General features: G+C 53.5%; 20 protein-coding genes and 7 tRNA genes. 20 read left to right on the forward strand and 7 right to left on the reverse strand.

The features are described 5' to 3' along the window. Positions 1–249 precede the first annotated feature (249 nt). From speFL to potE, 3 genes are all read left to right on the forward strand, one after another. On the forward strand, positions 250–354 hold the full coding sequence (gene speFL, locus ACOTY9_RS10200; RefSeq protein ID WP_003858645.1) for a leader peptide SpeFL: 105 nt from the start codon (positions 250–252) through the stop codon (positions 352–354). Between the two features lie 254 nt (positions 355–608). Continuing rightward, on the forward strand, positions 609–2,807 hold the full coding sequence (gene speF, locus ACOTY9_RS10205) for an ornithine decarboxylase SpeF (protein WP_348565688.1): 2,199 nt from the start codon (positions 609–611) through the stop codon (positions 2,805–2,807). Continuing rightward, positions 2,804–4,117 (forward strand): putrescine-ornithine antiporter, encoded by a 1,314-nt coding sequence (gene potE, locus ACOTY9_RS10210; protein ID WP_022647448.1) that lies wholly within the window; start codon positions 2,804–2,806, stop codon positions 4,115–4,117. The genes speF and potE overlap by 4 nt, the downstream gene beginning before the upstream one ends. Before the next feature lie 104 nt (positions 4,118–4,221). Here the strand turns inward: potE and pgm are convergent, their stop codons facing one another. Next, positions 4,222–5,862 (reverse strand): phosphoglucomutase (alpha-D-glucose-1,6-bisphosphate-dependent), encoded by a 1,641-nt coding sequence (gene pgm / locus ACOTY9_RS10215; protein ID WP_014883020.1) that lies wholly within the window; start codon positions 5,860–5,862, stop codon positions 4,222–4,224. A gap of 24 nt (positions 5,863–5,886) precedes the next feature. Then, complete coding sequence (gene seqA, locus ACOTY9_RS10220) at positions 5,887–6,435, reverse strand: replication initiation negative regulator SeqA (RefSeq protein ID WP_014883019.1); 549 nt, start codon at positions 6,433–6,435, stop codon at positions 5,887–5,889. Between the two features lie 183 nt (positions 6,436–6,618). On the opposite strand from seqA, the gene ybfF reads away from it, so the two are divergent. From ybfF to fur, 4 genes are all read left to right on the forward strand, one after another. Then, the gene (gene ybfF, locus ACOTY9_RS10225; protein ID WP_348565689.1) at positions 6,619–7,392 is read left to right on the forward strand and encodes an esterase; all 774 of its coding nucleotides are present in this window, start codon (positions 6,619–6,621) and stop codon (positions 7,390–7,392) included. A gap of 128 nt (positions 7,393–7,520) precedes the next feature. After that, a complete protein-coding gene (ybfE, locus tag ACOTY9_RS10230) occupies positions 7,521–7,808 on the forward strand; it encodes a LexA regulated protein (protein WP_014883017.1) in 288 nt (95 codons plus the stop codon). Between the two features lie 155 nt (positions 7,809–7,963). After that, positions 7,964–8,494 carry a flavodoxin FldA gene (fldA, locus tag ACOTY9_RS10235; protein ID WP_008501067.1) on the forward strand — a complete coding sequence of 177 codons (531 nt, stop codon included), beginning with the start codon at positions 7,964–7,966 and terminating at the stop codon, positions 8,492–8,494. Between the two features lie 287 nt (positions 8,495–8,781). Next, positions 8,782–9,228 carry a ferric iron uptake transcriptional regulator gene (fur, locus tag ACOTY9_RS10240; RefSeq protein WP_003858655.1) on the forward strand — a complete coding sequence of 149 codons (447 nt, stop codon included), beginning with the start codon at positions 8,782–8,784 and terminating at the stop codon, positions 9,226–9,228. Between the two features lie 137 nt (positions 9,229–9,365). On the opposite strand, the gene chiQ is transcribed toward fur, so the two are convergent. The 4 genes from chiQ to nagE form a co-directional block, all read right to left on the reverse strand. Next, positions 9,366–9,692, reverse strand: a complete 327-nt coding sequence (gene chiQ / locus ACOTY9_RS10245) for a ChiQ/YbfN family lipoprotein (protein WP_014883016.1) — start codon at positions 9,690–9,692, stop codon at positions 9,366–9,368. Between the two features lie 47 nt (positions 9,693–9,739). Continuing rightward, positions 9,740–11,137: a chitoporin ChiP gene (chiP, locus tag ACOTY9_RS10250; RefSeq protein ID WP_014883015.1), complete on the reverse strand. Its 1,398-nt coding sequence runs from the start codon at positions 11,135–11,137 to the stop codon at positions 9,740–9,742. A 447-nt stretch (positions 11,138–11,584) separates the two neighbouring features. Next, a complete protein-coding gene (gene glnS, locus ACOTY9_RS10255) occupies positions 11,585–13,252 on the reverse strand; it encodes a glutamine--tRNA ligase (RefSeq protein WP_023332403.1) in 1,668 nt (555 codons plus the stop codon). 179 nt (positions 13,253–13,431) lie between these two features. Then, positions 13,432–15,384, reverse strand: coding sequence for a PTS N-acetyl glucosamine transporter subunit IIABC (nagE, locus tag ACOTY9_RS10260; protein ID WP_221703991.1), 1,953 nt, complete (start codon positions 15,382–15,384; stop codon positions 13,432–13,434). A 327-nt stretch (positions 15,385–15,711) separates the two neighbouring features. Between nagE and nagB the strand changes: the two genes are divergently transcribed. From nagB to ACOTY9_RS10320, 12 genes are all read left to right on the forward strand, one after another. Continuing rightward, the gene (nagB, locus tag ACOTY9_RS10265; protein WP_008501061.1) at positions 15,712–16,512 is read left to right on the forward strand and encodes a glucosamine-6-phosphate deaminase; all 801 of its coding nucleotides are present in this window, start codon (positions 15,712–15,714) and stop codon (positions 16,510–16,512) included. 55 nt (positions 16,513–16,567) lie between these two features. Next, complete coding sequence (nagA, locus tag ACOTY9_RS10270; RefSeq protein ID WP_032637190.1) at positions 16,568–17,716, forward strand: N-acetylglucosamine-6-phosphate deacetylase; 1,149 nt, start codon at positions 16,568–16,570, stop codon at positions 17,714–17,716. A gap of 8 nt (positions 17,717–17,724) precedes the next feature. Continuing rightward, positions 17,725–18,945 carry a DNA-binding transcriptional regulator NagC gene (gene nagC / locus ACOTY9_RS10275; protein ID WP_014883011.1) on the forward strand — a complete coding sequence of 407 codons (1,221 nt, stop codon included), beginning with the start codon at positions 17,725–17,727 and terminating at the stop codon, positions 18,943–18,945. Between the two features lie 45 nt (positions 18,946–18,990). Next, positions 18,991–19,743, forward strand: a complete 753-nt coding sequence (gene nagD / locus ACOTY9_RS10280; protein ID WP_008501057.1) for a ribonucleotide monophosphatase NagD — start codon at positions 18,991–18,993, stop codon at positions 19,741–19,743. Positions 19,744–19,991: 248 nt separating this feature from the next. Then, positions 19,992–21,656 (forward strand): asparagine synthase B, encoded by a 1,665-nt coding sequence (asnB, locus tag ACOTY9_RS10285; RefSeq protein WP_179120629.1) that lies wholly within the window; start codon positions 19,992–19,994, stop codon positions 21,654–21,656. Positions 21,657–21,880: 224 nt separating this feature from the next. Next, positions 21,881–21,957 (forward strand) — tRNA-Met (locus tag ACOTY9_RS10290). An 8-nt stretch (positions 21,958–21,965) separates the two neighbouring features. Beyond that, positions 21,966–22,050 (forward strand) — tRNA-Leu (locus ACOTY9_RS10295). Between the two features lie 23 nt (positions 22,051–22,073). Beyond that, positions 22,074–22,148 (forward strand) — tRNA-Gln (locus ACOTY9_RS10300). A gap of 32 nt (positions 22,149–22,180) precedes the next feature. Then, positions 22,181–22,255, forward strand: a tRNA-Gln gene (locus ACOTY9_RS10305). Positions 22,256–22,272: 17 nt separating this feature from the next. Further along, positions 22,273–22,349, forward strand: a tRNA-Met gene (locus tag ACOTY9_RS10310). 40 nt (positions 22,350–22,389) lie between these two features. Further along, a tRNA-Gln gene (locus ACOTY9_RS10315) sits at positions 22,390–22,464 on the forward strand. A gap of 36 nt (positions 22,465–22,500) precedes the next feature. Further along, positions 22,501–22,575, forward strand: a tRNA-Gln gene (locus ACOTY9_RS10320). Between the two features lie 116 nt (positions 22,576–22,691). On the opposite strand, the gene ubiF is transcribed toward ACOTY9_RS10320, so the two are convergent. Beyond that, on the reverse strand, positions 22,692–23,867 hold the full coding sequence (gene ubiF, locus ACOTY9_RS10325) for a 3-demethoxyubiquinol 3-hydroxylase (protein ID WP_048997021.1): 1,176 nt from the start codon (positions 23,865–23,867) through the stop codon (positions 22,692–22,694). Positions 23,868–24,002: 135 nt separating this feature from the next. On the opposite strand from ubiF, the gene miaB reads away from it, so the two are divergent. Then, positions 24,003–25,427 (forward strand): tRNA (N6-isopentenyl adenosine(37)-C2)-methylthiotransferase MiaB, encoded by a 1,425-nt coding sequence (miaB, locus tag ACOTY9_RS10330; RefSeq protein WP_014883008.1) that lies wholly within the window; start codon positions 24,003–24,005, stop codon positions 25,425–25,427. Positions 25,428–25,460: the final 33 nt, after the last annotated feature.

The following is a 25,460-nucleotide window of genomic DNA, read 5'->3' on the forward strand; positions in this document are numbered from 1 at the left end:
AAAAACCCTCCCGATAAATATTAAAAAAATAATCAATACATTATTCCATGGATTATTTTTGCTCGTTTAAAACATTAACAAAACCAATCATTAACACTTCAACAACAAATCAGCATTTTGATCTGAGTTATTCATCAAAAACGACTAATTATTTCTGAAATGATCGGTTAAGGGTGATCTGATTCACAGTTAATCCCTTTTTCCTGGATAAAATGACCATGCTTTCAATTACTGAAAGGAAAATGAAACATGGAAAACAACAATCGCTTAATGCCCCATATAAGGCGGACAACACATATCATGATGTTTGCCCACCGAAACTGCTTTGACTTTCACCTCTTTAATGCCCGGTAGTCCTTCGACTTCTGGCGCACTCGCTTACAGGTTATCCTGAAACACTTTATTTTACAGGCCATTGCCTGTGAACTCGTGCGCTCATTCAATTTAATTCAGACTCATCTTCAACCGGGCGGACTGAATTTCAATCATCAAAAAGCAATTTACTGATTTTAATCAGCGGCCACACTTTGCTTTTTTTCCGGAAAATTATCGATTTCTTTCTGACAAGAAATCGAAGGACGCTTATTACCTAAAATAAAGAGAGAAAGATGAAAAGTTTAAAAATCGCGGCCAGCCGTGCATGTCCGGACTGCTTTACCACCCAGCGTGAGCTTGTGGATGTCCGCGCTTCTGATTATATCGACGTCGCGGCCATTGTTCTGGCCGTTAGCGATATTTCCAGCGGCATACTGGAAGAAATAGAAGCCACCGGATTTGGCATTCCCGTCTTTGTCGCAACGCATAAAGAAGAGATCATTCCGGCAGATTATTTATCGCGCATTCACGGCGTATTTGAGCATTCAGACACCAGCAACGATTTTTATGGCCGCCAGCTGGAAGCGGCGGCCCAGAAGTACGAAACCCAGCTGCGACCGCCGTTTTTCCGTGCCCTCGTAGACTACGTGAAACAGGGTAACAGCGCATTTGACTGCCCGGGGCATCAGGGGGGGCAATTCTTCCGCCGTCATCCTGCGGGCAATCAGTTTGTCGATTTCTTTGGTGAAACGCTTTTCCGTTCCGACCTGTGTAACGCCGATGTGGCGATGGGCGATCTGCTGATCCACGAAGGCGCCCCGTGCATTGCGCAGCAACATGCCGCAAAGGTCTTTAATGCCGATAAGACCTACTTTGTGCTGAATGGAACCTCCTCATCCAACAAAGTGGTGTTAAACGCTCTGCTCACCCCTGGCGACCTGGTGCTGTTTGACCGTAATAACCACAAATCGAATCATCACGGCGCCCTTCTTCAGGCTGGCGCGACACCGGTCTATCTGGAAACCGCGCGCAACCCGTACGGCTTTATTGGTGGTATTGACGCGCACTGCTTTGAGGAAAGCTACCTGCGCGAGTTGGTAGCCGAGGTGGCGCCAGGTCGTGCACGCGATGCACGCCCGTTCCGTCTGGCGGTGATCCAGTTGGGTACCTACGATGGCACCATCTATAACGCCCGTCAGGTGGTGGATAAGATTGGGCATCTGTGTGATTACATCCTGTTCGACTCGGCCTGGGTAGGTTACGAGCAGTTTATCCCGATGATGGCAGATTGCTCGCCGCTGCTGCTGGAGCTGAACGAAAACGCCCCGGGAATTCTGGTCACCCAGTCGGTACATAAACAGCAGGCAGGCTTCTCGCAGACCTCGCAGATCCACAAAAAGGACAGCCATATCAAAGGCCAGCAGCGCTATGTACCCCACAAGCGGCTGAATAATGCTTTTATGATGCACGCCTCAACCAGCCCGTTCTACCCTCTGTTTGCTGCGCTGGATATTAACGCCCGTATGCATGAAGGTCAGAGCGGTCGCAACATGTGGATGGACTGCGTGGTTAACGGTATTGAAGCGCGCAAACTGATCCTGGAGAACTGCCAGTACCTTCGTCCGTTTGTGCCGGAGACGGTGGATGGCCGTCCGTGGGAAAGCTTCGACACAGCGGAAATTGCCACCGATCTGCGCTTCTTCCACTTCGTACCGGGTGAAAACTGGCACGCTTTTGAGGGCTATGCCGAGCACCAGTACTTTATCGACCCGTGCAAGCTCCTGCTGACCACGCCAGGTATTAACGCCCGCACCGGCGAGTATGAGGATTTCGGCGTGCCCGCCACCATCCTCGCCAACTTCCTGCGTGAAAACGGCATCGTGCCGGAGAAATGCGATCTCAACTCGATCCTGTTCCTGCTCACCCCTGCGGAAGATATGGGCAAACTGCAGCAGCTGGTGGCGCAGCTGGTGCGCTTCGAAAAACTGCTCGAGAGCGATGTTCCGCTGAAAGAGGTCCTGCCTTCTCTCTACAAACAGCATCCGGAGCGTTACGCGGATTACACGCTGCGCCAGATTTGCCAGGAGATGCACGATCTCTATGCCCGCCATAACGTGAAGCAACTGCAAAAAGAGATGTTCCGCAAGTCTCACTTCCCGCGCGTGATGATGAACCCGCAGGAGGCGAACTATGCGTATCTGCGGGGTGAAGTCGAACTGGTCTCCCTGCGCGACGCGGAAGGCCGCATTGCCGCTGAAGGCGCCCTGCCTTATCCGCCTGGGGTGCTGTGCGTTGTCCCGGGCGAAGTCTGGGGCGGCTCCGTGCTGCGCTACTTTGCCGCGCTGGAAGACGGTATCAACCTGCTACCAGGCTTCGCGCCTGAGCTGCAGGGCGTATACGTTGAAGAGTGTGAGGGTCGCAAACAGGTTCGCTGTAACGTCATCAAACAACCCGCTGCTCAGCCCGCGCTGCTGAAAGGAGAGACATTATGAGTAAATCCAATAAGATGGGCGTGGTGCAGCTGACCATCCTCACCATGGTCAACATGATGGGGTCCGGGATCATCATGCTGCCCACCAAGCTTGCCGAAGTGGGCACCATTTCGATTATCTCCTGGCTGGTGACGGCGGTGGGGTCAATGGCGCTGGCGTGGGCATTCGCCAAATGCGGGATGTTCAGCCGCAAGTCCGGCGGGATGGGCGGCTATGCGGAATACGCTTTTGGCAAGTCCGGCAACTTTATGGCCAACTATACCTATGGTGTATCGCTGCTGATCGCCAACGTGGCGATTGCCATTTCCGCCGTGGGTTACGGGACGGAACTGTTTGGCGCCACGCTCACCCCAGTACAAATTGGGCTGGCGACCATCGGGGTGCTGTGGATCTGCACCGTGGCGAACTTCGGCGGCGCGCGTATCACCGGACAACTGAGCAGCATCACCGTCTGGGGCGTGATTATCCCGGTCGTCGGTTTATGCATCATCGGCTGGTTCTGGTTTAGTCCTACGCTCTACGCCAACTCCTGGAACCCGCATCATGTGCCGTTCTTTACCGCCGTGGGCTCTTCTATCGCCATGACGCTGTGGGCTTTCCTCGGACTGGAATCGGCCTGCGCGAACGCGGAAGTGGTTGAGAACCCGGAAAAGAACGTGCCGATTGCGGTACTTGGCGGAACGCTGGGGGCGGCGGTGATCTATATCGTCTCAACCAACGTGATTGCCGGGATTGTGCCGAATATGGATCTGGCTAACTCCACGGCACCGTTCGGGCTGGCTTTCGCCCAGATGTTCACCCCGGAAGTCGGGAAGGTGATTATGGGTCTGATGGTGATGTCCTGCTGCGGTTCGCTTCTCGGCTGGCAGTTCACCATCGCGCAGGTGTTTAAATCCTCGGCTGACGAAGGTTATTTCCCCAAAATCTTCTCCCGCGTCACCAAAGCGGACGCACCGGTGCAGGGCATGCTGGCCATCGTGATTTTCCAGAGTGGATTGTCGCTGATGACCATTAGCCCGTCGCTGAACAGCCAGTTCAACGTGCTGGTCAACCTGGCGGTGGTGACGAACATCATTCCGTACATTCTGTCGATGGCCGCGCTGGTGATTATTCAGAAGGTCGCGAAGGTGGATCCGCGTAAAGCACGAGCAGCGAATATCGTGGCGCTCATTGGGGCGATTTACAGCTTCTATGCGCTCTACTCTTCCGGTCAGGAAGCGATGCTCTATGGGGCAATGGTGACCTTTATGGGCTGGACGCTGTACGGTCTGGTGTCACCACGGTTTGAATTGAAGAATAAGCATAGTTAGGTAAAAACAAAACGGCAGCCCGAGGGTTGCCGTTTTTATTGTTTTCTCCCTCTCCCCGTGGGAGAGGGCCGGGGTGAGGGCATCAGCCCGCACCGATAACGCACTTACGCGTTCTTCAGCACTTCGCTGACAATCTCTACGGCTTCTTTCTCAATCTGCTGACGGTGCTCAGCGCCGAGGAAGCTTTCGCAATAGATTTTATACGCGTCTTCCGTACCGGATGGACGTGCAGCGAACCAGCCGTTGTCGGTCATTACTTTCAGCCCCCCGATAGACGCGCCGTTACCCGGTGCAGCCGTCAGACGCGCGGTGATCGGATCACCTGCCAGGGTGTTAGCACTGACCATCTCCGGAGAGAGTTTAGACAGCGCCGCTTTCTGGGCTGAGGTCGCGCTCGCCTGAATACGGTTGTAGCTTGGCGCACCAAAACGTGCCGCCAGGTCGTTGTAATGTTCCTGCGGGTTCTTACCGGTGACCGCGGTGATCTCCGCCGCCAGCAGGCACATGATGATACCGTCTTTATCGGTTGACCATGGCGTGCCGTCGAAACGCAGGAAGGATGCCCCGGCGCTCTCTTCACCACCGAAGCCGAAGCTACCGTCGTGCAGACCGTCAACAAACCATTTGAAGCCCACCGGCACTTCCACCAGCTTGCGGCCCAGCGCGTCGACCACGCGGTCGATCATCGCGGAAGAGACCAGCGTTTTACCAACAGCCACCTCTTTGCCCCACTGCGGACGATGCTGGAACAGGTAGTTGATCGCCACAGCCAGATAGTGGTTCGGGTTCATCAGCCCGGCAGGGGTGACGATACCGTGACGGTCATAATCCGGGTCGTTCGCAAATGCCAGATCGAATTTGTCGCGCAGCGCCAGCAGGCCCGCCATCGCACACTCGGAGGAGCAGTCCATACGGATCGCGCCGTCTTTATCCAGGTGCATAAAGCGGAAGGTCTGATCGACGTGATCGTTCACGATGGTCAGATCCAGCTTGTAATGCTCGGCAATGCGTTTCCAGTACTCGATACCGGAGCCGCCCAGCGGGTCCACGCCCAGCTTCAGGCCTGCTTTCTGAATCGCCGCCATATCGACGATATCCGCCAGCCCCTCCACGAACGGCTGAACCAGATCCTGCTCTTTTACGTGACCGGACGCCATTGCCGCATCCAGAGAGATGCGTTTCACGCCTTTCAGACCGTCAGCCAACAGCGCGTTTGCGCGGTCTTCTACCACTTTGGTGACGTTAGTATCTGCCGGGCCACCGTTAGGCGGGTTGTATTTAATGCCCCCGTCTTCCGGCGGGTTGTGGGATGGAGTGATAACAATCCCGTCAGCCAGCGCACCACCTTTTTTGTTGTGCACCAGGATAGCGTTAGACACCGCCGGCGTTGGCGTGAAGCCGTTATTCTCCTGCACAATCACGTCGACGCCGTTTGCCGCCAGCACTTCCAGCACAGAGATGAACGCCGGTTCAGACAGCGCATGGGTATCTTTCCCCACGTAGCACGGACCGGTAACGCCGTTTTTAGCGCGCTCTTCCGCAATGGCCTGAGCAATGGCCAGAATGTGCGGTTCGTTAAAGCTATGGCGTGCCGCGCTACCGCGGTGACCAGATGTACCAAACTTCACTGCGTGTTCTGCGTTGCCCACGACCGGTTTCAGCACGTAATACTGCGCGGTCAGCTGAGCGACGTTAATCAAATCGCTTTGTTGTGCAGGTTGGCCTGCACGGCTGTGATTTGCCATTACCGGGTCCTTCTGATGCAAGGGTTAAATTGTACCGCAAACCTTTTCAATCAATTCCGCCGGGAACTGCATGGACTGCATGATGTGTTCAATCATGCTGCACTTGCGGCCCGTATTGGTATTGGTGATCACCCAGTATGGGGTGCCAGGGACATGTTTAGGTTTGGTTTGGTTGCCATTTTGCAGCAGCGTTTGCTCGTCACCCGCGAAATAGACGCGAGTACGACCGTGCAGCGACTCGGTCGCTTCAGCAAACGCTTTGTTATCCAGGGAGTAAAGTGTAGACAGCACCAGCATAAAGCGGTTAACCGCCTTTTTCTGCTCCGCATACTCGTCGGACAGCAGCAGCTCGCGCATCGCGCGTACTTTATCTTTTACCGGCGTCACGGCAGGCTTTGCTTGTGCAACAACGCTCGGCTGAGACACGACATCTTTGGTGACTGGGGTAGCAGGCTGTGAAGCGGCGGAAATTTTAAGCATGCGCCGTAAAATGTCGGACGCGCTCTCCCCGATATGCCGCGTTTGGCTGGCAATATACTGATAGAGTTCGTCATCAACTTCGATTGTTTTCATCTTAATCCAGTGCGATATCTTATCTGAATACAAGTCATTGGGATTATAAGGTCAAATCCCAACAGCGGATAGCGTCAAACCAGGTTGGCGGCAAAAGTCAGATTAAACTGGAACCTTGCGGCCGGGCGGCAGAATGGTCAACATGATACCCTAACCTGACAAACGTAAAAAAAGAACTTTGCCATGAAATTGAATACCCGAGCGCAAACTGCACAATCGCCGAACAATAATTCTCCCATCGTACTGGTTCATGGACTTTTTGGCAGCCTGGATAACCTGGGCGTGCTGGCGCGCGATCTGGTTACCGATCACGATATTTTACAGGTCGATATGCGCAACCACGGACTTTCCGGGCGCGCAGACGAGATGACCTACGCGGCAATGGCGCAGGATCTCCTGGATACGCTCGACGCCCACAACCTGCAGAAAGTGACCCTCATCGGGCATTCGATGGGTGGTAAAGCGGTCATGGCGCTCACGGCACTGGCACCTGAGCGAATTTCCGGGCTGGTGGTGATTGATGTCGCCCCAGTGGATTACGACGTTCGCCGTCACGATGAGATCTTCGCGGCAATTAATGCGGTGACGGAGGCCGGCGTTTCCACCCGTCAGCAGGCAGCAGCCGTGATGCGTGAGCATCTTGATGAAGAAGGCGTGGTGCAATTCCTGCTGAAGTCGTTTGTTGAGGGGCAATGGCGTTTTAACGTCCCGGTGCTGTGGGACCAGTATAATAACATCGTTGGCTGGGAGGCCGTCCCCGCCTGGCCGCATCCTACCCTCTTCATTCGCGGCGGTAACTCGCCTTACGTTACTGATGCTTACCGCGACACGCTGCTGGCACAATTCCCGCAGGCGCGCGCCCATGTAATTGCCGGTGCCAGGCATTGGGTACATGCGGAAAAACCTGATGCAGTCCTGCGCGCCATTCGTCGCTATCTCACTGATACGGCAAATTGATTAAAAAGAGAGCGACTGGAAGACGACGGGCTTCCAGTCGTTGGCGTGCCGTTTTTGCTGATGTATGATGGCGCGCTTATCGCCCGGGCATTAGCAGGGCGGCGTGTTTCCCCCGAAGTCTCTGAATCATGGCCAAAGAACAAACGGACCGTACGACACTAGATCTGTTCGCGAATGAGCGTCGACCGGGACGACCGAAAACGAATCCGCTTTCGCGCGACGAACAGCTGCGTATTAATAAACGCAACCAGCTTAAACGCGATAAAAATCGTGGGCTTAAGCGTGTCGAATTGAAGCTCAACGCTGACGCTGTCGATGCGCTTAACGAGCTGGCGGAAGCGCGTAATATCAGCCGCAGCGAGCTCATTGAAGAGATGCTGATCGCCCAGCTTGAGACATTGCGCAGCCAGGCATAAGTCTGAAAAACCCCTTTTTTACCCTTTTCATGTAGCACAGAGTGCAGTCCTGCGCGATAGCGGTTTCCGCAGGGTTGCCTGTTCTGCTATTATTGCCCTTATCCGTGGCCGAATTGCGCCACCATACCATTAAGTTTCAAGAGGTTATTTTACTCATGGCAATCATCGGCATTTTCTTCGGCAGTGATACCGGCAATACCGAAAATATCGCAAAAAACATTCAGAAACAGCTCGGTAAAGACGTTGCTGATGTGCATGACATCGCCAAGAGCAGCAAAGAAGATCTCGAGGGCTACGACATTCTGCTGCTGGGTATTCCAACCTGGTACTACGGTGAAGCACAGTGCGACTGGGATGATTTCTTCCCAACGCTGGAAGAGGTGGACTTCAACGGCAAGCTGGTTGCCCTGTTTGGCTGTGGCGATCAGGAAGACTATGCCGAGTACTTCTGCGACGCGCTGGGCACCATCCGCGACATCATTGAGCCGAACGGCGCCGTTATTGTCGGTCACTGGCCCACTGCCGGTTACCACTTTGAAGCCTCCAAAGGTCTTGCCGATGACGATCACTTCGTGGGTCTGGCCATCGACGAAGACCGTCAGCCTGAGCTCACCGCTGAGCGCGTAGAGAAGTGGGTTAAGCAGATCCGTGAAGAACTGCACCTGGACGATATTCTCAACGCCTGATTTTCGCGGCGCAACGGCGGTTGCGCCCGTTTTCCAGGTAAAACCGATTAAATTAATTGCTACAAACTTTTAACTTTTTCGCTCAGACCTGTACAATGTTTCCCTGGTAAAATGTGGTTTTCATTTCACAAGTTTGTCGGTGATACCCCATTTTTATAAGCATACTTTGCCTGAGACTTGCAGTTTTCATTTAGCCGTGGCAGTTCTATAATGAGACGCAATATCCAAGGTGCATTTTCTGTCACTTCTTTCAGAAGTGAATCGTTTAGCAACAGGACAGATTCCGCATGACTGACAACAATACCGCATTAAAGAAGGCTGGCCTGAAAGTAACGCTTCCTCGGTTAAAAATCCTCGAAGTGCTTCAGGGTCCAGACAACCACCATGTCAGTGCGGAAGACCTCTATAAACGTCTTATCGACATGGGTGAAGAGATTGGTCTGGCCACCGTTTATCGCGTGCTGAACCAGTTTGATGACGCGGGCATTGTTACCCGTCATAATTTCGAAGGCGGTAAATCTGTATTCGAACTGACCCAGCAGCATCACCACGATCACCTGATCTGCCTCGATTGCGGCAAGGTCATTGAATTCAGCGATGATTCCATCGAATCGCGGCAGCGTGAAATCGCCGCTCGTCATGGCATCCGCCTGACCAACCACAGCCTGTACCTGTATGGTCACTGCGCTGAAGGTGATTGCCGCGAAAATGAACACGCGCACGACGCAAAATAAGTCACGTTCATACTCTGAGCCAGCCGTAAGGCTGGCTTTTTTTTGCCTTAAAAAGCCCGGTGGCGCTGCGCCTGGGCCTACGGACTATGACGCCTTTGTAGGCCCGGTAAGCGCAGCGCCACCGGGCGTAAAGCAACTTAATTATTGTTATTGCGTATCTCGTTCCAGATCTTATCGCAACGCTTCGCGACTTCCTGATCGTTACCCGTTTTACGCGCCTGGATACAGGCCTGATAATCCATCACACGAATATTCTCCTGCGTCGCGAATTGCTCATGCGCCTTCTCTTTCTTCAGCACATTCAGTACGCTCTGACAGGCTTCAATTTTCTCCGGCGAGCCTTGTGCGGTATTAATACAGGCGCTGTAAGCCTCCTTCAGCCTGGAATCTTCCTTCGGTGCCTGAGGCTGAGCGCAGGCCACCAGCCCCGATGCAAGCATCGCGACAATTACGATTTTTTTCATCATGTGCAGTCTCCGGTCCGGCGGGCCTTAACCCGCCGGATGATTCATCAGAAGATGGTGAATGGGGCAATAACCATGAATTTCACGTCACGTTCATCCTGGAAGATGTTGCCGTAACCGCCCGCATAGCTCGGGATATCGGAGTGGTTGTCATACTGAGTGAAGTGCAGTTTGAACATCGTGCCCTTCGCGCGCCCATCCTGCAGGGTATAGATAGCATCCAGGCTGTAGGAGGACTCTTTCAGGCGATAGTTTGGATCGTAGTACGCATCCGGCGTGGCCATGTCGCCAGGTTTTGCGTCCCAGGCGTAAGCGTAAGAAGCGCCCACTGCCCAACCCGGCAGGTTCCAGTTTTTCAGATCATACATTGCGCCGAAGAAGACCGCTTTTTCACCATCGGCGTTGAAGTCTGAGCGGTTATCCCACCAGATATCCAGACGACCGTTAGATGACGCGTAAGTTGGCGTCATACGTTGCAGGAAGTAGCCCTGCTGCCCTTCCGCCTTCACCCATGTCCCTTCCAGGCGTAAATCAACCTGGCCCACTTTATAGCCGAAAGTCAGCGCCTGCAGCCACGCGGTGCCGTCATAAATGTCGTTGACGCCGCCATCGCTGACCTTGTCACGCGTACCATAGAACTGGTAGCTGGTGCTCAGCGGACTTCCTGCGATATCAAATTTGTAGCTGGCTTTAGCAAAATACTGATCGATATAACCTTCCGCCTGACCAAATGCGGCTTCCAGTACCAGATCGTTTTTAAAGTCGTATTTCGCGCCCAGCGAGTGGAGATAATCGACTTTGGTTTTCTTATCGTTCTGGTAGAACTTGTCCATTTCAATGTGCCATGGAGCCTTATACTCGTTGGTCCACATATAGGAGAAGCTCAACGCACCCGCATCACCATAGTCAAAGTTCGCCCCGGCTTCTGCGCCCTGATAGGTACCTGGCATGAAGCTCCAGTGTGGTGCTAACAGCGTCTGGCCGGTTGGCTGAATATACCCTCCACGCGCCCAGACCGGGCCGTATTTAAATTTCGCTGCGGCCTTGTACAGGCTGATACCACTCTTATCACCGGACCAGTCTTCATCGTAAGCTTTGTTGCTGGAGGAGAAGGCAATTTCGTTAGGGTGGCCGCTGTCGCCGTTTTCCGCCATTTCGATCGCGGTGAATGCAGCGATATCCAGGCCGAACATATCTGCGGCATAGCCTGACTGGAAGTCCAGGTTGGCGTTCCAGGTGGAGTGAGAAAGGTTGGTTTTATATTTGTCTTCGGCGACGTCTTTACGGTCACGTTCACGCTGCCAGTAATAGATGCCGCCCGTGAGGGTAGAATCGTCGATGAAACCCGCAGCTTTCGCCTCAGGTGTAACAACCAGGCCAGACATTGCTGTCACACCGGCAATAGCCAGCGCCAGCGCACTACGTTTGCCACTGAACGTACGCATAGATTATTCCTCTTTGACGAATTAAAGCGCCTAAAACGGCGAAAATAAAAAAGACCAGGCGGTCAGGGGTAGTTATAAATACCCTCGAATTAACTACCGTCTTTAGGTTATTTTTCGCGACGCGAATTATCAATGCTTTTCATCAGGCAAAAGTCAGGATTATGACGAAGTGCACATAATTGGTAGTGCTTTGTAACATTTGGCCTGAAGCGTGATTTGGCGGGGGTATAGCAGCGTATTTCAGGGTATTAGAACATTAGAAATCGCGTATTTTGCGAAATTTGCCATTTTCAAAAACAGACAAACTTTTTTAAAAAAAATAAGTAGCACCACATTGACCAAAAATAACGGCGGACATTTTTACAACGCCACTTTAACGATATGATCATTAATAAAAAAAACGCCGCAATAAGCGGCGTTTGTTTCTCATTGACCAGAGCGGCGTTATTATTCGCCGATCTTGGTCCAGGTGTCACGCAGACCGACGGTACGGTTAAATACCGGTTTTTCCGCAGTGCTGTAACGGCTGTCCAGGCAGAAGTAACCTTCACGCTCGAACTGGAACGCTTTACCTGCTTCAGCTGTTTTCAGCGATGGCTCAGCATAACCCTGTTTGATCACCAGAGATTCCGGGTTGATCGTCGCCAGGAAGTCTTCCGCCGCACCCGGGTTAGGCACGCTGAAAAGACGATCGTACAGACGGATTTCTACCGGCAGCGCGTGAGAAGCGCTTACCCAGTGGATAACGCCTTTCACCTTGCGACCATCGGCAGGATCTTTGCTCAGCGTTTCGGCATCGTATGAACAGAAGATGGTGGTGATATTCCCTTCTGCATCTTTCTCTACGCGCTCGGCTTTGATCACGTAGGCGTTACGCAGACGGACTTCTTTACCCAGCACCAGACGCTTGTACTGCTTGTTGGCTTCTTCACGGAAGTCAGCGCGGTCGATCCAGATTTCACCGCTGAACGGTACGTCACGGCTTCCCATTTCCGGTTTGTTCGGATGGTTAGGCATGGCAACCAGTTCACTCGCACCCTGAGGATAGTTTTCGATAACCAGTTTTACCGGGTCGATAACTGCCATCGCGCGCGGGGCATTTTCGTTGAGGTCTTCACGAATGCAGGACTCCAGCGACGCCATTTCAATGGTGTTGTCCTGCTTGGTCACGCCGATGCGCTTGCAGAACTCACGAATAGAAGCAGCGGTGTAGCCACGACGACGCAGACCAGAAATGGTCGGCATACGCGGGTCGTCCCAGCCCTCAACGTGCTTGTCAGTCACCAGCAGGTTCAGCTTACGCTTGGACATCACGGTGTATTCCAGATTCAGACGAGAGAACTCGTACTGACGCGGATGCACAGGGATGGTGATGTTATCCAGCACCCAGTCGTACAGGCGACGGTTGTCCTGGAACTCAAGCGTACACAGCGAGTGGGTAATGCCTTCCAGCGCATCGCTGATGCAGTGGGTGAAGTCGTACATCGGGTAGATGCACCACTTGTTACCGGTCTGGTGGTGTTCAGCAAACTTAATGCGGTACAGTACCGGATCGCGCATCACGATGAACGGAGAAGCCATGTCGATTTTGGCACGCAGACAGGCTTTGCCTTCTTCAAAACCACCCGCACGCATTTTTTCAAACAGCGCCAGGTTCTCTTCCACGCTGCGATCGCGGAACGGACTGTTTTTGCCAGGTTGCGTCAGCGTACCGCGGTATTCACGGATTTCATCCGCGGACAGTTCATCGACGTACGCCAGACCTTTGTTGATCAGCTCAACCGCGTAAGCGTACAGCTGATCAAAATAGTCAGAGGAGTAGCAGATATCGCCAGACCAGTTGAAGCCCAGCCATTGCACGTCGTTCTTGATGGACTCAACGTATTCGATGTCTTCTTTTACTGGGTTGGTGTCATCGAAACGCAGGTTGCACTGCCCCTGATAGTCTTGCGCAATGCCAAAGTTCAGGCAGATGGATTTCGCATGACCAATATGCAGGTAGCCGTTCGGCTCCGGCGGGAAGCGGGTATGCACCGTGGTGTGCTTACCACTGGCCAGATCTTCATCGATGATCTGACGAATAAAGTTACTCGGGCGGGCTTCAGCCTCACTCATCGTGGATTCCTCAAAGCGTAAACAACGTATAACGGCATATGATCTTATAAGCCGGACGTAGTGACAACCCTTAGTTACGGAAAATACGTATCAGATGAAAATAATGGGGGCATTTGCTGCAAAAAAAAGCGGCGGAGGATATCCCCCGCCGCTTAAGGCATGACTCTACTCAGGAGCGATTACTTGCCTTTAATCTCATACAGCGGCGTTTGACCTGCAACCACCTGACCTTTTGCCTGAATAACCAGGCCACTGAAGTCGTCGATGTTGCTGCAAACAACCGGACTGATCATGGAGCGTGCATTGGCGTTCAGGAAGTCCAGATCCATCTCCAGAATCGGCTGCCCGGCCACCACTTCAGCGCCCTCTTCCACCAGACGAGTAAAGCCTTTACCTTCCAGCGCAACGGTATCGATGCCCATGTGGACAACAATCTCCGCGCCATTTTCGGTTTCGAGGCAGAACGCGTGGTTGGTGTTGAAAATCTTCACGATAGTACCCGCAGCAGGAGAGACGACGGTTTTGTCCGTTGGTTTCACCGCCACGCCGTCGCCTACCGCTTTACTGGCGAACGCTTCGTCAGGCACTTGTTCAAGGTCAACGACCTCACCCGTTACCGGAGAGACCAGAGCCGCCACCGTCACGGCGTTAGGCACGGCCTGTGGCTTCGCGGCCGGAGTCGCCGTTGCCGCAGTTGCGCTGTCAGCTGCTGCCGCTGCGACCGGGCCACGCGCAACCACTTTCTTCATTTCGTCACCGATGGATTCCGCTTTGGCGCCCACGATAACCTGGATAGTTTGTTTGTTTAGTTTAACGACGCCAGATGCGCCAAGGCGTTTACACATTGCATCGCTTACGCGAGCGGAGTCACCCACGGTCAGACGCAGACGGGTAATACAGGCATCAATGGCTTTCAGGTTGTCGGTACCGCCGACTGCGGCAATGTAGCTGGTTGCCAGCTGAGTTAAACCTTCTTCGGTATTGCTGTTGGCTTCACTGGTCACGACGTCATCAGTGGTATCTTCGCGGCCCGGCGTTTTGAGGTTAAACATACGAATAACCGCGCTGAACAGAACGAAGTAGATAACGAAGAAGGCCGCCCCCATCACCACCAGCATCCAGACGTTCTTGCTTGCCGCTGGCAGGTTGTACATCAGCACGTAGTCGATCGCGCCTGCAGAGAAGGAGAAGCCCGCATGGATGCCCAGCAGAGTCGCCACGAACAGGCTGATACCGGTTAACACCGCGTGCATCAGGTACAGCAGCGGAGCCAGGAACATGAACAGGAATTCCAGAGGCTCGGTCACACCGGTCAGGAATGCGGTAATGGCGACTGACAGCAGCATACCGCCGACCATTGGACGACGCGCTTTCGGCGCAGCCAGGTACATGGCCAGCGCAGCGCCCGGCAGACCAAACATCATGATTGGGAAGAAGCCGGACATAAACATGCCCGCGGTGCCATCACCCGCGTAGAAGCGGTTAATGTCGCCGTGGAAAACGGTACCCGCCGCATTGGTAAACTCACCAATCTGGAACCAGGCGATGGTGTTCAGAACCTGATGCAGACCGGTTGGGATCAACAGACGGTTAATGAAGCCGAAGATGCCCGCACCCATCGCACCCGCAGAGACGATCCACTCGCCGCCCGCATGGATAGCATGCTGCACTGGCGGCCAGACGTAGCCAAAGATCGCGGCGAGAACCAGACAGAAGAAGCCGGTCGCGATTGGCACGAAGCGTTTGCCACCAAAGAAGCTGAGGAAGTCTGGCAGCTTGATGTTTGCCCAGCGGTTATATACCGCACCGCCGACCAGACCGGTAATGATACCCGCCAGTACGCCCATGTTGATTTCCGGGTTAATCGTTACCATCGCTTTCGTCAGGATGAAGTAACCAACCGCCCCTGCCAGCGCTGCGGCCCCTGCACTGTCTTTAGACCAGCTGGAAGCAACGCCGATGGCGAAAATCAGCGCCAGGTTGTCAAAGATTGCGCCGCCAGCCTGGGCGATAAACGGCACGTTGAGAAGATCGGGTTGCCCGAATCGCAGCAGCAGCGCTGCAACCGGTAGCACGGCGATAGGGAGCTGCAAAGCCCTACCGAGGCGCTGGAAAAAACCTAAAATATTCATCCTATTCCCCCTACGAGACCCTTTCCAGGCTCGCGCATTAACTATGTTTTTATTGTGTTGCTAACGATAAGTACCGTCGATAATTCACTGGCAGTGTGAGTGTGTGAAAAATTAATTCGTATCGCAAATTAAACACCCATTTTTTGTGATTTTTGTCACCAAATATCGTATTAAGCCCTCCCTTTCACTGGCTAACAGCGAAAACTTATTTTATCATTCAAAAAATCAAGACGGATTGATCCAGCCTGAAAGGTTCCAGGTTACGCTTAAGTATCAGGTTCCGGTAGCCATCCGCCCACTCTTCTACTTTAACTCTTGAGGTGAACAATGAGACTGATTCCCCTGGCAACTGCTGAACAAGTCGGTAAATGGGCCGCTCGCCATATCGTTAACCGCATTAATGCCTTCAAGCCTACCGCCGATCGTCCTTTCGTTCTTGGCCTGCCAACCGGCGGTACTCCGCTGACGGCGTATAAAGCCCTGGTTGAAATGCACAAAGCGGGCCAGGTTAGCTTCAAACATGTTGTGACCTTCAATATGGATGAATATGTCGGCCTGCCAAAAGACCACCCGGAAAGCTACCATAGCTTTATGCACCGGAATTTCTTTGATCACGTTGATATCCCAGCGGAAAATATTAACCTGCTGAATGGAAATGCGCCTGATATTGACGCAGAATGCCGTCAGTACGAAGAAAAAATCCGTTCTTACGGTAAAATCCACCTGTTTATGGGCGGCGTGGGCAACGATGGTCATATCGCGTTTAACGAGCCGGCATCGTCCCTGGCTTCCCGCACGCGTATTAAAACGCTGACCCATGACACCCGCGTGGCAAACTCCCGCTTCTTTGACGGTGATGTGAACCAGGTTCCAAAATACGCCCTGACCGTTGGCGTAGGCACCCTGCTGGATGCCGAAGAAGTGATGATTCTGGTGCTGGGTGGCGTGAAAGCGCAGGCACTCCAGGCTGCCGTTGAAGGCAACGTTAACCACATGTGGACCATCAGCTGCCTGCAGCTGCATCCAAAATCAGTCATCGTCTGCGACGAACCGTCCACGATGGAGCTGAAAGTGAAAACGCTGAAATACTTCAACGAGTTAGAAGCCGAGAACATCAAAGGTCTGTAATTGATTAACCGCCTCTTCTCTAAGAGGCGGCCGCTTTTTTTAACCGGGGGTCGTTATGTACGCTTTAACCCACGGTCGGATTTATACCGGCCACGAAATTCTGGATGACCATGCGATTGTTATCGCCAATGGCCTGATTGAACGTGTTTGTCCGCTGGCAGAGCTGCCGCCAGGGATTGAACAGCGCTCACTCAATGGAGCAGTAATCTCCCCCGGTTTCATCGACGTACAGCTGAACGGCTGCGGCGGTGTGCAATTCAATGACACTGCCGAGGCGGTGACGGTTGAAACGCTGGAAATCATGCAGAAAGCCAACGAGAAATCGGGCTGCACCAGCTATCTGCCAACGCTCATCACCAGCAGTGATGACCTGATGAAACAGGGTATCCGCGTGATGCGCGAATACCTCGCCAAACATCCTAATCAGGCGCTCGGTCTGCACCTGGAAGGGCCATGGCTGAATATCGTGAAAAAAGGCACCCATAACCCGGATTACGTGCGCAAGCCTGACGCTGAACTGGTCGACTACATGTGTGCGAACGCCGATGTGATCGCAAAAGTGACGCTGGCACCAGAGATGACCGGCACTGACGTGATCAGCAAACTGGCTGCCGCCGGGATTGTGGTTTCAGCAGGACACTCAAACGCCACGCTGAAAGAAGCCAAAGCGGGCTTCCGCGCGGGCATTACCTTCGCCACGCACCTTTACAACGCCATGCCTTATATCACCGGTCGCGAACCGGGTCTGGTCGGGGCGATTTTGGACGAGCCAGACGTCTACTGCGGCATTATTGCTGATGGTATGCACGTGGATTATACCAACATTCGTAATGCCAAGCGCCTGAAAGGTGACAAGCTTTGCCTGGTTACCGATGCCACTGCACCAGCAGGTGCAAATATTGAGCAGTTCATTTTTGCCGGTAAAACAATATACTACCGCAATGGACTGTGTGTGGATGAAAACGGTACGCTGAGCGGTTCCTCTTTAACCATGATTGAAGGGGTGCGTAACCTGGTTGAGCACTGTGGGATTGCGCTTGATGAAGTCCTGCGTATGGCTACCCTTTATCCGGCTCGCGCAATCGGCGTGGATAAACAGCTTGGCGGAATTGCACCGGGTATGGTTGCAAACCTGACGGCATTCACACACGATTATAAAATTATTAAGACCATCGTTAATGGTAACGAGGTCGTCACTGAGTAAGTAAAAGTATGACACCAGGCGGACAAGCTCAAATCGGTAATGTCGATCTCGTTAAACAACTTAACAGTGCGGCGGTATATCGCCTGATTGACCAACACGGGCCAATCTCTCGAATTCAGATAGCCGAACAAAGCCAGCTTGCTCCCGCCAGCGTGACAAAAATTACCCGCCAGCTTATTGAGCGCGGTTTGATCAAAGAAGTCGATCAGCAGGCCTCTACCGGGGGCCGCCGCGCTATCTCCATTATTACCGAAACCCGCAATTTTCAGGCGATTGGCGTTCGGCTCGGCCGTCATGACACCACGCTCACGCTCTACGATCTGAGCAGCAAAGCAATTGCGGAAGAGCACTATCCCCTTCCCGAGCGCACCCAGGAGACGCTGGAGCACGCGCTGCTGAATACCATCGCGCACTTTATTGAGAGCTGTCAGCGTAAGATCCGCGAGCTCATTGCAATTTCAGTGATTTTACCCGGACTGGTCGACCCGGAAAGCGGCGTGATTCGCTACATGCCGCACATTCAGGTGGAAAACTGGGCGCTGGTCGATGCGCTGGAAAAACGCTTTAAAGTGACCTGTTTTGTCGGCCACGATATTCGTTCTCTGGCACTGGCAGAGCACTACTTTGGTGCGAGTCAGGACTGCGAAGACTCTATTCTGGTGCGTGTCCACCGCGGGACAGGCGCAGGTATTATTTCTAACGGTCGGATTTTTATTGGTCGCAACGGTAACGTCGGCGAGATCGGCCACATTCAGGTCGAGCCGCTGGGCGAACGCTGCCACTGCGGTAACTTCGGCTGCCTTGAAACCATTGCCGCCAACACGGCCATTGAGCAGCGCGTTCGCCATCTGCTTGAACAAGGTTACCAGAGTCGCGTCACGCTGGCTGATTGCAAGATAGGCACCATCTGCAAAGCCGCCAATAAAGGCGACGCGCTGGCCTGTGAGGTGATCGAGCAGGTTGGGCGCCATCTGGGGAAAACTATCGCCATCGCCATTAACCTGTTTAACCCACAGAAAGTGGTGATAGCCGGAGAAATTGTTGAAGCGGAAAAGGTGCTGCTCCCCGCGATTGAAGGCTGTATTAACACCCAGGCGCTGAAAGCATTCCGCCAGAATCTCCCTGTGGTTCGTTCAAAACTTGACCATCGCTCGGCAATTGGCGCTTTTGCGCTGGTGAAACGCGCCATGCTCAACGGTATTCTGCTGCAGCATTTGCTGGAAAGTTGATCGGACCTTATAGTAACGCCTTCTTTTTTTGATGTCGGAACGTCCATGACCATTAAGAATGTAATTTGTGATATCGACGGCGTGCTGATGCACGACAACGTTGCCGTACCAGGTGCTGCGGAGTTTCTTCACCGCATCATCGACAAAGGAATGCCTCTGGTTCTTCTCACGAACTACCCTTCTCAGACCGGTCAGGATCTGGCAAACCGCTTTGCGACGGCGGGCGTCGACGTCCCGGACAGTGTGTTTTACACCTCGGCGATGGCAACGGCGGATTTTCTGAAACGTCAGGAAGGCAAAAAAGCGTACGTGGTCGGCGAAGGCGCGCTGATCCACGAGCTGTATAAAGCGGGCTTTACGATTACCGATGTCAATCCGGACTTCGTGATTGTGGGTGAAACGCGCTCCTATAACTGGGAGATGATGCATAAAGCCTCGTTCTTCGTTGCCAACGGCGCGCGCTTCATTGCCACCAACCCGGATACCCACGGTCGAGGTTTTTATCCGGCCTGTGGCGCGCTGTGTGCCGGTATTGAAAAAATCTCCGGGCGCAAGCCATTCTATGTCGGCAAACCAAGCCCGTGGATCATCCGCGCCGCGCTCAATAAAATGCAGGCCCACTCGGAAGAAACGGTTATTGTCGGCGATAACCTGCGTACGGATATTCTGGCCGGCTTCCAGGCGGGTCTGGAAACCATTCTGGTGCTGTCCGGCGTCTCGCAGCTTGATGACATTGATTCGATGCCGTTCCGACCAAGCTGGATTTACCCCTCCGTCGATGAAATTGACATTATCTGATACCAAACCACGCTCAGGGCGTGGTTTTTCATTTTTAGCCCTTACAAATAAAACCATATCTAACAAAAAGTGCACTTTATTGCATAATCATCAATAAAAGCGTCCGTGACGTACTCTTTTTTCACTATTCCGCAATCACCATTGCACTATTTCCGTTTTCGCCCGTAAATCTCTTGCGCCCCTTCTCCCTTTGCGGCATTTTCATAAGCAAGCAACATTACAAAGCAACAGGGTTAACGGAGAAGGTTATGTGTTCAATTTTTGGCGTACTGGATATTAAAACTGACGCGGGCGAACTGCGTAAAAAAGCACTCGAACTGTCCCGCCTGATGCGCCATCGCGGCCCGGACTGGTCAGGCGTTTACGCCAGTGATAAAGCGATTCTGGCTCACGAACGTCTGTCTATCGTAGACGTCAACGCCGGTGCACAGCCGCTGTATAACGAGAAAAAAACGCACGCGCTGGCTGTTAACGGTGAAATCTATAACCATCAGGCACTGCGCGCCGAGTACGGCGACCGCTACGCCTTCCAGACCGGGTCTGACTGTGAAGTGATTCTGGCGCTCTATCAGGAGAAAGGTCCGGAATTCCTGGACGACCTGCAGGGTATGTTTGCCTTCGCCCTGTACGATAGCGAAAAAGACGCGTATCTGATTGGCCGCGACCATATCGGCATTATCCCGCTGTACATGGGCCACGATGAACACGGCAACTTCTATGTTGCCTCTGAAATGAAAGCTCTGGTACCGGTCTGCCGCACCATTAAAGAGTTCCCGGCAGGCAGCTATCTGTGGAGTAAAGACGGTGTGATCCGTCCGTACTACCAGCGCGACTGGTTCGATTATGACGCGGTTAAAGACAACGTGACGGATAAAGCCGAGCTGCGTCAGGCGCTGGAAGATTCCGTGAAAAGCCACCTGATGTCAGACGTACCTTATGGCGTGCTGCTCTCCGGCGGTCTGGACTCCTCCGTGATCTCCGCGATCACCAAGAAATTCGCCGCTCGCCGCGTGGAAGATCAGGAGCGCTCCGAAGCCTGGTGGCCGCAGCTGCACTCCTTTGCCGTGGGTCTTGAAGGGGCACCTGACCTGAAAGCTGCGCAGGAAGTGGCAAACCATCTGGGCACCGTGCACCATGAAATTCACTTCACCGTGCAGGAAGGCCTGGATGCAATCCGCGATGTGATCTATCACATTGAAACTTATGATGTTACTACCATTCGTGCCTCCACGCCGATGTACCTGATGTCGCGTAAGATTAAAGCGATGGGCATCAAGATGGTGCTGTCCGGTGAAGGTTCTGACGAAGTGTTTGGCGGCTACCTGTACTTCCATAAAGCGCCAAACGCCAAAGAACTGCATGAAGAGACCGTGCGTAAATTGCAGGCACTGCATATGTTTGACTGTGCACGTGCCAACAAAGCAATGTCGGCATGGGGAGTAGAAGCGCGTGTCCCGTTCCTGGATAAGAAATTCCTCGACGTGGCGATGCGTATCAACCCGCAGGACAAAATGTGCGGCAACGGTAAAATGGAAAAACATATCCTGCGCGAATGTTTTGAATCATACCTGCCCGCGAGCGTGGCGTGGCGTCAGAAAGAGCAGTTCTCTGATGGTGTAGGTTACAGCTGGATCGACACCCTGAAAGAGGTGGCAGCAAAACAGATTTCCGACCAGCAACTGGAAACGGCAAGCTTCCGCTTCCCGTACAACACGCCGGGCTCTAAAGAAGCGTATCTGTACCGTGAAATCTTTGAAGAGCTGTTCCCGGTGCCGAGTGCGGCAGAGTGTGTTCCGGGTGGCCCATCCGTCGCCTGCTCGTCTGCTAAAGCGATTGAATGGGATGAATCTTTCAAAGCGATGAACGATCCATCAGGCCGCGCGGTAGGCGTTCACCAGTCTGCCTACAAATAATCGCGACGATTCTAATCAGGCCCCTCTGGGGCCTTTTTTTTGCCTTGCATTTCACTCTCGAAAAACGATTAATAACCAATAATTGCCGAATATTCGGTCACGCTGTTCGCAACCTAACCAAACAGTCACATTCCGGCTATTTTCGTTGAAAAAGGTGTTGACGCTGCAAGGGTCTATACGCATAATGCGCCCCGCAACGCCGATAAGGTAACGCGAAAAAAGATGGCTACGTAGCTCAGTTGGTTAGAGCACATCACTCATAATGATGGGGTCACAGGTTCGAATCCCGTCGTAGCCACCATCTTTTTTGCGGGAGTGGCGAAATTGGTAGACGCACCAGATTTAGGTTCTGGCGCCGCAAGGTGTGCGAGTTCAAGTCTCGCCTCCCGCACCATTCCCAGGTAAGCGTTGCACGGATGGGGTATCGCCAAGCGGTAAGGCACCGGTTTTTGATACCGGCATTCCCTGGTTCGAATCCAGGTACCCCAGCCATATTTCTTCGATTTTGCGGTTCTCCGCGGTATTGGGGTATCGCCAAGCGGTAAGGCACCGGTTTTTGATACCGGCATTCCCTGGTTCGAATCCAGGTACCCCAGCCATCGAAGATTGCAGTACTGGCTACGTAGCTCAGTTGGTTAGAGCACATCACTCATAATGATGGGGTCACAGGTTCGAATCCCGTCGTAGCCACCAAATTAAGATTGTCGATTTTTCGGTAATCAAGACAAATTGTTGGGGTATCGCCAAGCGGTAAGGCACCGGATTCTGATTCCGGCATTCCGAGGTTCGAATCCTCGTACCCCAGCCAATTTAAAAAGTCGTTAAGCAGTTTGTTTAACGCAATTGGGGTGTCGCCAAGCGGTAAGGCTCTGGTTTCTGATACCAGCATTCCGGGGTTCGAATCCCTGCACCCCAGCCACTTAAAAACAAATAAGCCCGCTCTGCGGGCTTTTTTGTTTTTGTTGTTTGTGCGGCCTGATGCCCCCTCACCCTACCCCTCTCCCCAAAGGGGCGAGGGAATAGTCGAAGCAGCGATTAAAGTCCGAGAGCGTATTTCAGGGCCTGACGTTTCAACCCACCGGCACGTTCCGCCGCCATGAGGCCAATGTTACGCAGAATACGTACTGGCGCTAAGTCATTGCTGAACCCGGCATAGAACAGATCCATTCCCGACTGCATAATAAAATTATCCGCCATACGTCGCGTCTGGTAACGCTTCAGTACCTGATGGCTGGACCACGCTTCCGCATGCCCGCGCGCATGACTTAAAACGTCCAGTAACGCGTCAACGTCACGATACCCAAGATTTACCCCCTGCCCGGCCAGCGGGTGTATGGTGTGTGCCGCATCCCCCACCAGCGCCAGCCCGTCACGGGCATACTGCAAAGCGTGACGTCGCGTGAGCGGGAATGCGCCAGCGGCGACTGGCGTGATATGCCCCAGACGGCTCGGGAAGTGCAGCAGGATCTCGCGCTGCAGTTGTTCCATTGAAAGCCCTTGTAGCTGGCGAATGCGCGCCGGTTTGTCGTACCACACCAGTGACGCCCAATGATCAAATAGCGGTAAAAAGGCATGCGGGCCATTCGGCGTAAAGTGCTGCCAGGTGCTCTCACCCGGCGAATTCTCACACTGGACGGTAATCAGCATACAAGACTGCTCATACTGCCAGGCATGTACCCCAATACCTGCCATCTGTCTGACCTGAGAATTGGCACCATCCGCCCCGACGACCAGCTTCACAGCCAGCTCATCACCGCTGTCGAGCGTCAGCAAATAGCCGCTTTCGTGAGTATGAAGTGCCTTAAGTGACGCAGGAACACGCAGCGTCACCTTCGGGTGCGCCTCCAGGGCCTGCCAGAGCGCCAGCTGGAGCACATTGTTTTCCACCATGTAGCCCAGGCGCGGCAGCTTCAGCTCCGCAGCATCAAACGCAACGTGGGCATTTTCCCACTCCCAGGTTTCAAGACGGCTGTAGGGATGCGCACGCATCGCCTGCACCGTTTCCCAGACGCCCAGACCGCGCAGCAGATCGACCGACGCCGCGCTGATAGCAGAAATGCGCACATCCGGCTTGCTGGCGGGATCGAATGCCGGCGGTGCAGCCTGTTCAATTACCGTTACCTCAAATCCCTGCTGCGCCAGCCCCAGCGCCAGTGCGCCGCCGACCATACCGCCGCCGACAACGGCAACTTCGGTGTGTTGGAGTGTCATGGTCATTTTTCCTTATTGGAGAATCCCTTAAGTTTACCGGATTTTTGCAGTCCTGAGACACATAACCTTCATACTGGTCACAACCCCACCAAAGCATTACAATACGCGGCTTGCAATCCTGAGCTGAGCAAGTCGATGACTAAAAAACTCCATATAAAAACCTGGGGCTGTCAGATGAACGAATACGATTCATCCAAGATGGCCGATCTGCTGGACACCACCCACGGATACCAGCTGACTGAAAATCCGAAAGAAGCCGACGTGTTGCTGCTGAACACCTGTTCAATTCGTGAAAAAGCGCAGGAAAAAGTCTTCCACGTGTTAGGCCGCTGGAAACTTCTCAAACGAAAAAATCCGGACCTGATCATCGGCGTGGGCGGTTGCGTCGCATCACAGGAAGGTAAGCTGATCCGCCAGAGAGCCCCCTATGTGGATATCGTCTTTGGCCCGCAGACCCTGCACCGCCTGCCGGAGATGATCAACCAGGTTCGCGGTAATCGTAGCCCGGTCGTTGACGTCAGCTTCCCGGAGATCGAGAAATTTGACCGTCTGCCAGAACCGCGCGCAGATGGCCCGACCGCTTTCGTTTCCATCATGGAAGGCTGCAACAAATACTGCACTTACTGTGTGGTGCCTTACACCCGTGGTGAAGAAGTCAGCCGCCCGGCAGACGATATTCTGTTTGAAATCGCGCAGCTTGCCGCGCAGGGCGTTCGCGAAGTGAACCTGCTGGGCCAGAACGTTAACGCCTGGCGTGGGGAAAACTACGACGGCACCACCGGCACCTTTGCTGAACTGCTGCGCCTGGTGGCCGCGATTGACGGTATCGACCGTATTCGCTTTACCACCAGCCATCCGATGGAATTCACCGATGACATCATTGATGTCTATCGCGATACGCCAGAGCTGGTGAGCTTCCTGCATCTGCCGATTCAGTGCGGCTCTGACCGCGTTCTGAACCTGATGGGCCGTCCGCATACGGTTCTGGAGTACAAATCCACCATCCGTAAGCTGCGTGAAGCGCGTCCGGATATCCAGATAAGCTCCGACTTTATTGTCGGCTTCCCTGGTGAAACCGCGGATGACTTCGAGCGCACCATGAAGCTCATTGGTGAAGTGAATTTTGACGTCAGCTACAGCTTCATCTTCTCCGCGCGTCCTGGAACCCCTGCGGCCGATATGGTTGACGATGTGCCGGAAGAAGAGAAAAAGCAGCGTCTGTATATTCTGCAGGAGCGCATCAACCAGCAGGCCAACGCCTGGAGCCGCCGTATGCTCGGCACCGTCCAGCGCATACTGGTAGAAGGCACCTCGCGCAAGAGCATTATGGAACTCTCCGGTCGTACAGAAAACAACCGCGTGGTGAACTTTGAAGGCACCCCGGATATGATCGGTAAATTTGTGGACGTTGAGATTGTCGAAGTGCTCACCAACTCACTGCGTGCGAAAGTGGTCCGCACTGAAGACGAAATGGGCCTGCGTATTGCCGAGTCACCGGAATCCGTCATTTCGCGTACCCGCAAAGAAAACGATTCTGGCGTGGGGATTTACCAGCCTTAATCCTTCGGGCCTGCCGCTTCGGCAGGCCTTGTA

The sequence above is a fragment of the Enterobacter cloacae complex sp. SHL012 genome, from assembly GCF_049237505.1.
Classification (GTDB): domain Bacteria; phylum Pseudomonadota; class Gammaproteobacteria; order Enterobacterales; family Enterobacteriaceae; genus Enterobacter; species Enterobacter kobei.